Source organism: Lepagella muris, from assembly GCF_004793975.1.
GTDB lineage: Bacteria > Bacteroidota > Bacteroidia > Bacteroidales > Muribaculaceae > Lepagella > Lepagella muris.
Genome location: NZ_SRYB01000026.1, coordinates 36,216 through 50,764, shown reverse-complemented (window position 1 = coordinate 50,764; position 14,549 = coordinate 36,216). Strand labels below are relative to the sequence as shown.

10 protein-coding genes, 1 tRNA gene and 1 other RNA gene are annotated in these 14,549 nt (G+C 48.2%); 11 read left to right on the top strand and 1 reads right to left on the bottom strand.

The features are described 5' to 3' along the window. Nucleotides 1–86: 86 nt before the first annotated feature. Nucleotides 87–489, bottom strand: a transfer-messenger RNA (tmRNA) gene (gene ssrA / locus E5331_RS14970). Between the two features lie 482 nt (nt 490–971). Here ssrA and ybeY point away from each other — a divergent pair. The 11 genes from ybeY (at nt 972) to deoC (ending at nt 14,462) form a co-directional block, all read left to right on the top strand. Continuing rightward, entirely contained in the window at nt 972–1,394 is a 423-nt protein-coding gene (gene ybeY / locus E5331_RS14965; protein WP_123484219.1) for an rRNA maturation RNase YbeY, read from the top strand. 5 nt (nt 1,395–1,399) lie between these two features. Continuing rightward, on the top strand, nt 1,400–3,355 hold the full coding sequence (gene mnmG / locus E5331_RS14960) for a tRNA uridine-5-carboxymethylaminomethyl(34) synthesis enzyme MnmG (protein WP_123484218.1): 1,956 nt from the start codon (nt 1,400–1,402) through the stop codon (nt 3,353–3,355). A gap of 95 nt (nt 3,356–3,450) precedes the next feature. Continuing rightward, nucleotides 3,451–3,975, top strand: coding sequence for an adenine phosphoribosyltransferase (locus E5331_RS14955; RefSeq protein ID WP_123484217.1), 525 nt, complete (start codon nt 3,451–3,453; stop codon nt 3,973–3,975). A gap of 202 nt (nt 3,976–4,177) precedes the next feature. Next, nucleotides 4,178–6,136, top strand: coding sequence for an excinuclease ABC subunit UvrC (gene uvrC, locus E5331_RS14950; protein WP_123484236.1), 1,959 nt, complete (start codon nt 4,178–4,180; stop codon nt 6,134–6,136). 96 nt (nt 6,137–6,232) lie between these two features. Next, a complete protein-coding gene (gene rnr / locus E5331_RS14945) occupies nt 6,233–8,497 on the top strand; it encodes a ribonuclease R (protein ID WP_123484216.1) in 2,265 nt (754 codons plus the stop codon). Nucleotides 8,498–8,563: 66 nt separating this feature from the next. Next, entirely contained in the window at nt 8,564–10,894 is a 2,331-nt protein-coding gene (locus tag E5331_RS14940) for an alpha-L-rhamnosidase-related protein (RefSeq protein WP_123484215.1), read from the top strand. A 159-nt stretch (nt 10,895–11,053) separates the two neighbouring features. After that, nucleotides 11,054–12,052, top strand: coding sequence for a family 43 glycosylhydrolase (locus E5331_RS14935; protein ID WP_123484214.1), 999 nt, complete (start codon nt 11,054–11,056; stop codon nt 12,050–12,052). Between the two features lie 264 nt (nt 12,053–12,316). Continuing rightward, nucleotides 12,317–12,390, top strand: a tRNA-Thr gene (locus E5331_RS14930). Nucleotides 12,391–12,519: 129 nt separating this feature from the next. Further along, nucleotides 12,520–12,849 (top strand): DUF4286 family protein, encoded by a 330-nt coding sequence (locus E5331_RS14925; protein ID WP_168355255.1) that lies wholly within the window; start codon nt 12,520–12,522, stop codon nt 12,847–12,849. A gap of 103 nt (nt 12,850–12,952) precedes the next feature. Then, a complete protein-coding gene (gene ruvC / locus E5331_RS14920; RefSeq protein WP_275441248.1) occupies nt 12,953–13,501 on the top strand; it encodes a crossover junction endodeoxyribonuclease RuvC in 549 nt (182 codons plus the stop codon). 82 nt (nt 13,502–13,583) lie between these two features. Then, nucleotides 13,584–14,462: a deoxyribose-phosphate aldolase gene (deoC, locus tag E5331_RS14915; RefSeq protein ID WP_123484211.1), complete on the top strand. Its 879-nt coding sequence runs from the start codon at nt 13,584–13,586 to the stop codon at nt 14,460–14,462. Nucleotides 14,463–14,549 lie beyond the last annotated feature (87 nt).

Below are 14,549 nucleotides of genomic sequence, written 5' to 3'. Positions count from 1 at the left end.
TTGTATTAGTAGGAGTGGAGGGGATGAAAAAAGCCTCGGAACCGTGCGGTTCTGAGGCTATGTCGTCCGAATATGGTTCGGATGCAGGGTGGAGGTAGAGGGGTTCGAACCCTCGTCCAATCACGGACCCAATAAGCTTTCTACATGCTTAGTCATCGAATTGGTTTTCGAGAACTGACAGGCTCGCGACGACCAATCAGTTCCTTATCCTTTAAAATTCAACTTCCAGTCAAGGCTCCTGAAAGTCTATTTCCGATTTACTCTGCACCATCTTGTCCAAACGTCTCGGAACCGGGCAATGGGATGATGTCTCGTTCACGTCACTGTGACGCGAATAAAGCCAACTTACTATACTTCGGTTTAGGCAGCGAGAGCGTAATTGTTATTTTCGCCAATTATAGTTCGATGCGTTGTTATTATAGAGCTTGCACATCAAAGCTCTGCATGCTTACTTACCGTTTCTACGTGCTGTCAAATCCAGTTACCCCCGGTAAGTTATCTTCCTCTGAAGATTAGTCTACAAAATTAGATGTTTTATTTTAGATATACAATAGAGATTTATTAAATTAATAATATTTAACATTTTGGCGTTTTTAATACGTTTCATGGTGATTTTAAGCCGGTTTTATGAGGATTGAGAATTTTAAAATTACGGGTAATTTGCCGTATGGAATTGAATTTTTCAATCTCATGGCGGTTAATTATATTTAAATATAGGCATAAATATATGGTTATTAATATATTATGTAGATATGGAATATTATTATAATAGAGTGTCCGAAAAATTGAAAAAATGCTAAAATTGCATATATGGAAAAGTTTGCCGCGTTTTGGCATATAAATTGAATGATTAGCGGTAGTTTGTAGGTTTTTTTGTACTTTTGCAGATGATGAAGAATGGATTTCTTCCTGCATGGATATGGATATTGAAATTGACATGGGGAGGGAAGGGAATATAAATTGAAAGTATTATGATAGAATTCGAGACAAAGGATGTGGAGATGCCTCTTCTTGATCTTGGCAAGGTGGAGAAATGGCTCGGAGAGGTGGCTGCCTCTCATGGCAGGAGGATAGGCAATCTGAACTATCTGTTCTGTGATGATGATGAGATTATCCGGGTGAACCGAGAATTTCTGCATCATGATTATTTCACGGATATCATCACATTCGACTATTCTCACCGCGACAGGGTAGGAGGAGATCTGTTTATCTCTCTTGACACGGTGCGTAGCAATGCGGAGGAATTGGGTGTGGCTTATGAACGCGAGCTGCTCAGGGTCATAGTGCATGGTCTGCTGCATTTGTGCGGTATCGACGACAAAGGACCGGGCGAACGTGAGATAATGGAGGCAAATGAGGATGCCGCCCTTGAAATTTGGGAAACGATAGAATAATTACGATGAAATTCAATTATGATGTAATAGTTGTAGGGGCAGGTCATGCAGGCTGTGAGGCGGCGGTTGCGTCGGCTCGGCTTGGCGCGTCTACGCTTCTGATTACTACGGATCTCAACCGAGTGGCTCAGATGTCATGCAATCCAGCCATAGGCGGAATTGCAAAAGGACAGATTGTCAGGGAGATAGATGCTCTTGGTGGGCAGATGGGTATAGTGGCTGACCGCACTGCGATACAGTTCCGTATGCTCAATCGCTCGAAGGGTCCGGCAGTGTGGTCTCCGCGTGTGCAATCGGATAGAGAGAAATATATTGCTGAATGGCATCACGTGCTTGAAACCACACCGGGTCTTGACTTGTTTCAGGATATGGTCAAATCTCTTGATTTCGATATGTCGGGCGAAAAACCGGTGGTGTCCGGGGTGAGGACTTCCCTGGGTTTTGAATTTAATGCCAAGAGGGTGGTTCTTACAAACGGGACATTCCTTAACGGACTTATGCACTTCGGGGCTACCAAAATATCCGGCGGACGTATTGCCGAACCTGCTTCAACGGGATTGTCTGACCAGCTGCGCGACATGGGTTTTGAGGTGTTGAGAATGAAGACCGGCACACCCGCACGAATTGACGGAAGGTCGATTGATTTCTCATTGGCAGATCGTCAGGATGGTGATGATGAAGTAGTCGCAATAGAGGCGACTGCTCCCGGAGAGGAGACGAGGGTAGAACTTGTGAAAAGAGATTTCCATAAATTCTCATTCCTTCCGGAAGTCGGTAGGGTGCTTCCTCCGCGCAGCTGCTATATTGTGCACACTAATCCGGAGGTGCACAAGGTGCTTCATGATAATCTGGATTCCTCTCCACTTTATAATGGGCAGATACAGAGTATCGGTCCACGTTACTGCCCGAGCATAGAGACTAAGATAGTCACGTTCTCAGATAAGGATAGCCATCAGCTTTTTCTTGAACCGGAGGGTGCCACTACGAATGAATACTACATCAACGGTTTCTCCAGTTCGTTGCCGTGGGAGGTGCAGCTGTCGGCACTTCAGAATGTGCCGGCACTTCGAGACGTGCATTTCTACCGACCCGGCTACGCCATAGAGTATGATTACTTTGATCCGACTCAGCTGACTCATGATTTGCAGACAAAGCTTGTGGATGGTCTTTATTTCGCCGGTCAGATCAATGGTACCACCGGATATGAGGAGGCGGCGGCGCAGGGTCTTATTGCCGGCATAAATGCAGCGCGTTCTTCAAAGGGGGGGTCGCCTTTGTTGCTCGGACGAGATGAGGCATATATCGGAGTGCTGATAGATGATCTCGTGACTAAGGGTGTGGATGAGCCTTACCGTATGTTTACCTCGCGTGCGGAATACCGGATTCTTCTCCGTCAGGATGACGCCGACATGCGTCTCACTCCAAGGGGATATGAGATCGGTCTTGTCACGCAGTCGCGTTATGACGCGATGGAGCGTAAGCGTCAGGAACGGGATGCCCTCATAGAATGGTGCTCCGGATTCACTGTCAAGATGGGAGACAAGATAAATGAGGCATTGGAGGGATTGGGCACTTCGCCTATGACGTCATCACTTCGTCTTGTCGAGCTGCTGAAGCGACCTCAGCTGAATTTCTCAAATCTCGCAAATATTATCGGTCGTCTTCGCAAGAGGATAGGAGAGATAGAGGAGTGCCGCCGTGAAGAGATCGTGGAGTCGGCGGAGATACTTATAAAGTATGACGGCTACATTGCGAGAGAGAGAGAGCTCGCTGCGAAGGCAGAGAGATTGGAATATGTGAAGCTTCCTATAGATATGGATTATTTCTCCTTGTTGTCGCTCTCCACGGAGGCAAGGCAGAAATTGAGTAAGATTCGTCCCGTGACCATCGGGCAGGCATCGCGTATTCCGGGCGTTTCACCGGCGGATATAAATATTCTGCTTGTGCTGTTGAAACGATGAAAAAATAATCGTGCGTTAAGTGCGGAATAATAATAAGATAGAGTGAAATTGTTCCACGTGGAACAATTCTGCTGAATAATTAAAATTGAAATAATATGGAACTTGAGAGTCTGAGAGACCTGATTCGGGATGTGCCCGACTTCCCTTCGAAGGGTATAATTTTTAGAGACCTGACCACGATGCTGAAAAATGGCGAGGCATTGCGTGTCATGAGTAAGGAGCTTGCCGCTCTCTATCGTGATAAGGGCATAACTAAGGTTGTCGGTATAGAATCGCGTGGATTCATCGGTGGAAGCATCCTTGCGTATGAACTTGGAGCTGGTTTCGTGCCTGCCCGTAAACCTGGCAAATTGCCGTCGGTGACGATAAAGAAGGCGTATGCCAAGGAGTATGGGGTTGATACGATAGAGCTTCATAGTGATGCAATCACCTCAGAAGATGTAGTGGTGATCCATGACGATCTGCTTGCTACCGGTGGCACAATGCAGGCTTGCTACGAGCTCGTGAAGAGTATGAATCCGAAGAGGGTGTATATAAACTTTATTGTTGAACTTACAGCCCTGAATGGGCGTGACACTCTTCCACAGGATTGTGAAGTGACTTCTCTGCTGAAATACTAAGTGGAGTCAAGTCTGCTGAAAAATGCCGTATTCATCGTGATTTTGGAATTGTAGCGCATCGTTTTTACTGAAAAACTATATTGCGGACAGATCTAATCTTGAATGAATCCTCGGCATGAATGGATTCCGAAGGAGCCACCGAAATAGATTCGATGGCTCCTTCTTGATAGATTTCAATTCTGAAATCACTGAAAAATTCAATATGGGAAATCAAGATACAGATAATCTCCCGAATTCCCCCTTATTGACCGGGGTAGGGCGGGACATTGACGGCACCGGTAAATTTGAGATAGAATTTACTCCCGACAGGACAAGGGATGATCTTTTCAATAATCGTCCGGGAGCTCACCTTCGTGAGAAGATTCTTAATCTTCCGGAATCTCCAGGAGTCTATATGTATATCGACCGTCATGGAAAAGTCATATACGTCGGCAAGGCAAAGCGTCTTAAACGTCGCGTGTCTTCTTATTTCAACCGACGTCATGATTCAGTTAAGACGAATCTTCTTGTCAGAAATATAGTCGACATGCGGTTTATAGTGGTCGCTACCGAAGAGGATGCCCTTCATCTTGAGAACGCGATGATAAAATCCTATCAGCCTCACTACAACGTCCTGCTGAAGGATGATAAATCCTATCCGTGGATAGTGGTCACGAAGGAACTGTATCCACGTGTCTTTATGACGCGAGAGAGGGACGTGGATGGCAAATACTACGGACCATACGCCAACCAGCAGTCGGCAAAAGTGGTGTTGCAGCTGATACGCGATGTCTATCCCTTGCGCAGTTGCCGTCATGCCTTGGATGAGAAAGGGATTGTGAGGAATAAATTCAGCCTATGTCTCGACTATCATATAAAGAAATGCGGAGGCGCGTGCCGTGGTCTGATAAGTCCGGAAAAGTATGGGGAGTATGTATCGCAGGTGCGTCAGATACTTTCAGGAGAGACCGATGTGCTTGAGAAATATCTTCAAGAGGAGATGGACCGACTCAGTGGGGAATGGAAATTTGAGGAGGCACAGATTATGAAGGAGAAGTATGAGACGGTCAGAAGCTACAACTCCAAGACGGTCATAGCCGTCACGGAAAAGGAGGATGCCGACATGTTTGCCTACGATGAAAACGGGGATTCCGCCTATGTTAATTTCATGCACCTGCATCACGGGGCGGTCGTTCAGAGCTTAAATATGGAGTTCAGACGGAAACTTGCGGAGACTCCATCGGAAATCCTTTCAATGGCAATAGGGGAGATAGCCCGCAGGTTTGACCGCACTTTCAAGACGGTCATTGTGCCGTTTGAACCGGACGTGGAATTTGCCGGAGTGGAGTTCATAGTTCCCAAGAGAGGGGATAAGAGGAAGATTCTTGATGTGGGCATGAAGAATGTAAGGCAATACATGCTTGATAAGGAGAAATTGGCGGAGAAACTTGATCCTGAGAAAGGGGTGGAGAAACTGATGGAACAGATGAAAAGCGATTTCCGTCTTAATGTGCAGCCACGCCATATAGAATGCTTCGACAACTCCAATATACAGGGCACGAATCCGGTGGCAAGCTGCGTGGTCTTCCGTAATGGTAAGCCCGCGAAGCGTGATTATCGTCATTTTATCATAAAGACGGTGGTGGGGGCAAATGATTTCGCCTCAATGAAGGAGGTGCTTCATCGTCGTTATTCCCGGATGATGGCAGAGGGGGAACCGTTGCCGCAGCTTGTGGTGGTCGATGGCGGAAAAGGTCAGCTCAGTGCGGCAGTGGAGGCATTCGATGAAATGGGAATAAGAGGTGAAGTGGCACTTGTCGGTATAGCAAAACGGCTTGAGGAGATCTATTTCCCCGGCGACCAGTTGCCGCTTTACATCGACAAGAAAAGCCGCAGTCTTCAGGTGGTTCAGGCGTTGCGCGACGAGGCTCACCGCTTCGGCATCACCCATCACAGGCTCCGGCGTTCAAAAGGACAGGTGTCAAGCGAACTTGACAGCATAAAAGGGATCGGTACGGCTACGGCAAAGACCCTCATGAAGGTATTCAAAAGCGTCAAGCGTATCCGCGAGGCAAGTAGGGAGAGCCTTGAGGAGGCGGTGGGTAAGTCAAAAGGTGGTATAGTCTACACCCATTTCCATCCTGCGGACACTGAAGGGAAAGATCCGATTCCTGAAAAATGATGAAACTTTGTAATTAAAAATAGACGAAAATCATAGATTTGCGTTATAACAATAGGGGGTGGTGGCTGCTGAATAAAAAAGAAAAAATCAAACGCTATGAAAAGGAAAGATAATGATAAGCCTAAAAAGGCAATACGTATGAAGAAGTCGGAACTCCAGGAAAAGATATTGGCTTTTCTTGAGAAGGAGAAGAAACAGGCTTTCAACTATAAGCAGGTGGCTTTCGCAATAGGCGCGGGTCATCCGGCAAACCGCAATGATGTCATCAACATGCTTGACGAGCTTGCGGCGGCAGAAGTGATTCTTGAAGTGGATTTGGGAAAATATAAGGCAAACAGCAATCGTGTGTCGGAGAATATCGGTATCTTTGTTCGTCGCAGCAACGGCAAGAACGGAGTCATGATAGATGATGACACAATTCTCGTGGCAGAACGCAACTCAATGCATGCGCTCAATGGCGACAAGGTGCGTGTGGAGATTTCTGCAAGCCGTAAAGGTCAGGAGCCGGAGGCAAAGGTGATCGAGATATTGGAGCCGAAAGACCAAGTGTTCATCGGCACCCTTAACGTGGAGAAGAACTATGCTTCGCTCGTCACGGATTCTAAATTCCTTGCCGCCGACATCATAATACCACGCTTGAAACTGAAGGGTGGCAAGACGGGCGACAAGGCAATAGCCCGCATCACGCAATGGAGAGATGAGGAGATGAACCCGCGTGGCGAGGTGGTCGACATCCTTGGTAGGAAAGGGGAGAACACAGCCGAGATGCATGCCATACTTGCAGAGTTCGGACTCCCGTATAAATATCCGGAGAATGTGGAGAAGGCAGCTAATAAGATTGATGCCGGAATCACGCCGGAAGAGGTGGCTAAACGTGAGGATTTCCGTAATGTCATCACCTTCACTATTGACCCGCGTGATGCAAAGGATTTCGATGATGCGCTCTCCATCCGTCAGCTTGCCAATGGTAATTGGGAGATAGGTGTGCACATCGCAGACGTTACGCATTACGTCACGCCCAACACCATCATAGACCGGGAGGCACAGCAGCGTGCCACGAGCGTATATCTCGTTGACCGTACCATCCCGATGCTCCCCGAGCATCTTTCCAACGGTATATGCTCCTTGCGCCCGGATGAGGATAAACTGACATATTCCGCAATATTTGAGCTTGACTCAAAGGCGAACGTGATCAACTACCGTATCGGCAGAACAGTGATACGCTCTGACCGTCGCTTCACATACGAGGAGGCACAGGCAATCATAGAGGGTGGCGAGGGTGATTTCGCAAAGGAGATACTGACTCTCGACAAACTTGCCAAGGAGTTGCGCCGTCGCCGTTATGATAACGGTGCGCTTGAATTTGACCGTGCTGAAGTGCGCTTCGAAATCGATGAAACCGGCAAGCCGGTCAGTGTCTATTTCAAGGAATCGAAAGATGCCAACAAGCTTATAGAGGAATTTATGCTCCTTGCCAATCTCACCGTGGCAGAGAGCATCGGCAAGGTGCCGAAAGGTAAGAAGGCAAAATCATTTGTCTATCGTGTGCATGACAATCCGGATCCTGAAAAGATTACCAACTTCTCGCAGATAGCACTACGATTCGGCTTCAAGGTGAAATCGGAAGGAACGGCGAAGGAGGTCAACAAGAGCCTTAACAAGATGCTTAAAGACGTGAAGGGTCGGGGAGAGGAGAATATGCTCGCGATGCTTGCGATACGCAGTATGGCTAAGGCGACATATACCACCGACAATGTGGGTCACTATGGTCTTGCCCTTGACTACTACACCCACTTCACATCGCCGATACGCCGTTATCCCGACATGATGGTGCACCGTCTTCTTGCCAAATATGCCGATGGTGCACGTAGCACCGACAAACTGAAACTCGAAGACCAGTGCCGCCATTCCTCCGACATGGAGCAGCTCGCTGCTAATGCCGAACGCGCGTCAATACGCTACAAGCAGGTGGAGTTCATGCAGGACCGACTCGGAGAGATTTATTCGGGCGTGATTTCCGGAGTGACAGAGTGGGGACTCTACGTTGAACTTGACGAGAATAAGTGTGAGGGACTCGTGCCGGTAAGAGATCTTGCCGATGACTATTATGACTTCGATGAGAAGAACTATTGTCTTATCGGAAGAAAATTCCACAATAAGTATACTCTCGGAGACCAGGTGAAGGTGCAGGTGGCGCGTGCCGACCTCGACAGGAAGCAACTTGACTTCGCACTTGTCTCTGACGACGGTAATCCCAACAAGCCGTTGAGAGAGCCGAAGAAGAGCAATCCGCGACACACTCCCAACGACAAGAAGAAAAGTCGTTCGCATGGCGGCAACAAGCGTCGTCAGAAGAAATGACTGATGGAATAAATAAAGGTTAACCGACCTCAATAATAGTATACCTAAATTTTATAATCCTGAATAATGAATCGAAAGAACATTTCAACATTTATGGGGGGCGTCGCACTCATTGGCGGGTGTGGCGCCGCTCATGCATCAGATGATGTGGTGGTGGCTACCGATGCCTATACTTGGAAAGGGGATACTCTCTACCAGGATGAATTCAAGGCATGGACAGTCAACCCATACGAGATACGCTCCACGTATAAGGGGCGTCCCGGCTACTTCATGCCCATAGATCAGGTATGGAAGAGGAAGAACGATCTCTCCGCATATCCGAAAGTGAGTGGTGGAAACCGTCTGATGGAGGCTATCTATAATATGGGTCTCGATGAGATGGTGAATGCCGTAGAGCCAGACACGACTCTCCGCACCGGTAAGGAATGGGCAGGCGTGTGGACTCGTGACGTCAGCTACTCCATCATCCTCTCCATGGCAGCTCTACAGCCGGAAGCATCGATGATCTCTCTGATGAAGAAGGTCAATAAGGAGGGGCAGATCATACAGGACACCGGATCGGGTGGCGCATGGCCAATCTCTACCGACAGGATGATATGGACCGTGGCAGCATGGGAGATATATAAAGTGACCGGCGACAAGAAATGGCTTGAGACGGTATATCCCATCGTGCAGCGTTCGTTGGCAAAGGATGCCAAGACAGTCATGAGCGACAAGGGGCTTGTGAAGGGTGAGACATCATTTATCGACTGGAGAGAGCAGAGCTATCCGAAATGGATGCAGGTGGCAGACATATCCCAGAGCGAGGCGATGGGCACAAACGTGCTGTATGCGGCTGCCCTCAATTGCGCGTCGGAGATGGCTGCCGAACTCGGTAAGAAGGTGGAGAGTGCCGAATATAAGAAGGAGTCGGAGACATTGTCGGCTGCAATCGACAAAACTTTCTGGATGCCTGACAAGGGCTACTACGGTATGTACACTTACGGACGCGACAATAAGATTCTCAATCCGCGTGCCGAGACTCTCGGTGAGGCTCTTGCCATACTTTATGACATTGCGCCCGCCGACCGTCAGAAATCAATCTCGGAGAATAACCCGACCACGAAGTTTGGTCCGGCGATATTCTATCCGCAGATTGCCGACATGCCCAATTACCATAATAATGCCCTGTGGCCCTTCGTGGCATCTTACTGGACACTCGCACAGGCGAAGGCCGGTAACGAACAGGGTGTGATGGAGGGTATCGGAAGCGTCATACGCCCGGCTGCTCTTTTCGCAACTAATAAGGAGAATTTCAATCTTGATAATGGCGATATATTCACCGAGCTGAACTCCTCCAACATGCTCTGGAGTCTTGCCGGAAATCTCGCGCTCACCAACCGCATCCTTTTCGGACTGAACTTCGAGAAGGATGGTCTCAGAATATATCCGTTTGTGCCGAAAGCTCTTGCAGCCGATCGCACATTGTCGGATTTCCCTTATCGTGGAGCACGGCTCAACGTGACTGTGAAAGGGTATGGAGATAAGGTGAAGTCAATGACTGTAGACGGAAAGGAGTTTGACATAAAGAACGGCACTCTTATCCCTGCGAAGAAACTGAAGGGGAATGTGGATATTGTCGTGACAATGGCAGACGAGCCGATCTCTCCGATGAAGATTAATAAGGTGAATAATTCCAAGGCACCGCTCACGCCTCAGACTTGGCTCTCCACCGACAGCCGACTGGCAAAGGCAGGCGTGCCGGTCTTGAATATACTTGAATGGAACCCGATAGAGTATATCGCCGGATACATTGTGCTACGTGACGGCAAGGAGGTGGGACGCACTCGCCAGACTTCATGGCCGGCAACGGAAGAGGGGGAATGGCAGGTAATAGGCGTGTCGTCAAACGGCACACAAAGCTTCGCCTCAGAGCCGCGTAGCAATCGTCTGCATGGATTCTTCGACATGGCGGGGGAGAAGCTTTCAGTGGCATCTCCTGAAGTGTCATACGCGCCCGAAAACAATAAGGTTGAGGGGTATCGTGGAAATGGATTCGTGGAGACGGATCATTCGTCAGCCCCGGTGGTCATGACTATAAAGACCGGTGATGCAGAACTGCCCGGTGGAGAGTATGCGCTCTCATTCCGTTATGCCAATGGAAACGGACCTGTAAATACAGAGAATAAGGCAGCCGTCAGAAGTCTTTATGTAGATGGCAAAGATGTGGGCACAATCGTCATGCCCCACCGAGGTGTCGGCAACTGGAATGATTGGGGAATGACCAACAGCGTAAGAGTGATGCTTGCGCCGGGCACACACGAAATAAAACTTGTGCTGAATCCGGAAGATGAGAACATGAACCTTCACACTAACCACGCCCTTATCGACGGCGTGGTCATAGAAAGGGTGAAGTGATCTGCAAATAGGGAGGGGGAAGAGACCCAAGGCGTCTTTTCCCTCTCTCTTGCTTTTAACTATTGCTTATTATAATTATCTCTAATTTTACTTGTCCCTAATCCTGTCGTCTTATATTTTTTAATTTTATCCTTCATAAAATAAAAAAAAGAGAACATTATGGACAGATCTAAAATCAGAATTATTTCAGCAGTATTAATTGCCGGAGCGGTATTGCCTGTATCGGCAAAGAAACCTAAGCACTACACGAATCCTGTCATATCAGTAAGTGCACCCGACCCGACGGTGATACGCGACGGAAAGGGAACATACTATCTCTATGCTACCGAGAACACGAGAAACCTGCCTATTTTTAAGTCGGACAATCTTGTAGACTGGAAATTCGTGGGGACGGCATTTACTGAAGAGACACGTCCGCAGATGGTGCCCGACGGAATGATATGGGCACCCGACATCCAGAAGATCGGCGATAAATATGTGCTCTATTATTCCAAGTCAAGATGGGGAGGGGAATGGGAATGTGGCATAGGAGTAGCCACGTCAGATTCACCGGAAGGACCATTCACCGACATGGGGAAGATGTTTATCAGCAAAGAGATCGGGGTGCAGAACAGTATAGATCCGTTTTACATTGAGGATGACGGGAAGAAATATCTCTTCTGGGGTAGCTTCAGGGGTATCTACGGCATAGAACTTACCGAAGACGGGCTCCGTGTCAAACCGGGTGCCGCTCCGGTGCGTATAGCCGGAACGCTTACGGAAGGCACCAATATCTTGAAGCATGACGGATATTACTATCTTGTCGGTTCGGCAGGCAGCTGTTGTGACGAGGACAGGAGCACGTATCACGTGGTTGTGGCTCGTTCCAAGCAACTCTTCGGGCCGTATGTTGACAAGGATGGACGTCCGGCACTTGATAATGGATTCTCCCTTATGCATGAGGGTGATGACAAGGTGGCGGGTCCCGGACACAATGCCAACTTCGTGACAGATGATGCCGGACAGCAATGGATGCTCTATCATGGTTGGGATAAGGCAGACTATGAAGTAGGGCGTAAGGTATATCTCGATCGGATATATTGGGACGAAAATGGCTGGCCCCGCACTGCATCCGGACATCCGACGGAAAAGGGGGAGCGTCCCGTCATACGCAGATAATCCTCGATCCTCATTGAAATGTGGCAACAATAGCTAAAAAATGCGTAAAAAATAAGAAAATGGAAAAGGTTGATACAAAGAGATGTATCAGCCTTTTATGTTTTTTAGCAAATAAAATATGGAAAAATGTTTGGTCAGTATCGAAATAATGTCTAACTTTGCAGTGGGTGAGTCCTGCACGACGTGCTCCCCGTAAATCCCCCAGATCTTGACCGAAGCAAGGGTAGCGGGTTGAGCTGTGCGATGCAGATCGCTCATCCACTTGCCTCTTTAGCTCAGTTGGCCAGAGCACGTGATTTGTAATCTCGGGGTCGTTGGTTCGAATCCGACAAGAGGCTCAGGAAATGCTGCTTGCAGCATAGCGTTGAATGTTTTTCATAATTTTGTTTTGGCGGCGTGTTTGTGAAAGCATGCCGTTTTTTTATGTTCAAGCAGGATTTGCAGGGAATTTATTTAAATCAGAAAATATGTATATCTATAATATTACATTTGTCATTGCCCCCTATATGAAGGAGAATTTTCTCGGATGGATAAGAACGGAGGCGTTGCCTCTTCTTTTTCCGTCTGAGGGGTCGGCGTGCAATCCACGTCTGCAGACCGTGGTTGAGGCAGGGGGAGAGAAACCCGGACCGGAGCATGGTCTGAGTATCGCACTTCAGGCTGAATTTTACACAGAAAAAGAGGCTCATGACTGGCATGACATCCGTCTGCCGGAGGTGTTGGGAAGATTCAATGCAAAATTTGGTCCACACGCCGCTTTTTTCATCACGTTGATGGAAGTCTTGTCCTATGAATGAAAATAGTTCCAGCGGGCTTAAAACCGGCTCAGGAGTGGAAACTCAGTCAACTCACACAATAACCCGTAAGATCAGACCGGAACATGATTTCGAAAGGGTGATAATGGGTATAGACCCTGGCACCAACGTCATGGGGTATGGAGTGCTCGGCATAAACGGAAAGCAACCATCGGTGATAGTGATGGGAGTGATACAGCTCAGTAAGTTTGAGAGCCATTACCTGCGTTTGGCAAGGATATTTGAACGTGTCACGGGTCTTGTGGAGCAATATCTGCCGGATGAGCTTGCCATAGAGGCTCCCTTCTTTGGAAAGAATGTGCAGTCAATGCTCAAGCTTGGACGTGCGCAGGGAGTGGCTATGGCAGCGGCATTGTCGCGCGACATACCTATCTGCGAGTATGCCCCTCTTTCAATAAAGCAATCTGTCACGGGAAGCGGGTCGGCGTCAAAGGAACAGGTTGCCAACATGCTCCGCCATATCCTTAGGATACCTCAGGAGAATATGCCGCGTCTTCTTGATGCCACAGATGCACTTGCGGCGGCATTGACCCATTTTTATGAGACGGGTAAGCCTAAGGTGGAGAAGGGTGCGAAATCATGGGAACAGTTCCTGAAGCAGAATCCGGACCGCATAGCCCCGCGCCGGAAATAAGATGGTGTTGACCCCACCGGTATAAACGATAGTGTGATTCGTGTGTTAAGAAAATATATTTGGTACCATAAAAACAGAAAATATGGATAGATATGAGAAAACATTGAGCGACAGCAAGGTTGTCGCAGACGATGCATCGGTAGCAGCTGAAGTCAGCAAGATAGTTGAGAAATCTGCGACGTATGCCACCCCCGATGTCTATAAGTTTCTTTTCAGTTCGATAGATCTCACGACATTGAGCACAGAAGACAGCCAGGAGAGCGTCGCTGCATTCACTCGCCGTGTAAACGATTTCGACAATGATTATCCGCAATACGATAGCGTGGCTGCGATATGTGTCTATAGTAATTTCGCAGAGGTGGTCAGCTCAAATCTTGACGTCACAGGTGTTGACGTGGCAGTTGTGGCGGGTGGTTTCCCCTCAAGTCAGACATTCACGGCTGTGAAGGTGGCAGACGTGGCACTTGCCGTGGCAGGAGGTGCCAATGAGGTTGACGTGGTGATGAATCTTGGCTATCTTCGCGATAAGAATTATGAGGAACTCTGTGATGAGCTGATAGAATTGAAGCATACCGCCAAGGATGCGAAACTAAAGGTGATTCTTGAAACGGGAGCGTTGAAGACCGCTAAGGCAATCAAGGAGGCGTCGATACTTGCAATGTGGAGCGACGCGGATTTCATCAAGACTTCCACGGGCAAGATTTATCCCGGCGCATCGCTTGAGGCGGCTTATGTAATGTGTGAGTGCATCAAGGAATATTATGAGCAGACCGGCAGAAAGGTTGGTTTCAAGGCTGCGGGTGGTATCCGCACCACAGAAGAGGCTGTGCACTACTATGCGATTGTAAAGGAGGTTCTGGGCGATGAATGGCTCAACCGCGATCTGTTCCGTATCGGGGCAAGCAGTCTTGCCAACAATCTTCTTTCTGTCATGACCGGAGAGGAACAGAAATATTTCTGAGATTCTAAAAAATCCGTCCGATTGTAAGATTCGTTTAAAATATTGGATTCTCGTGAATATAGGTCGCCCCCATCCTTCAGTCGTAGG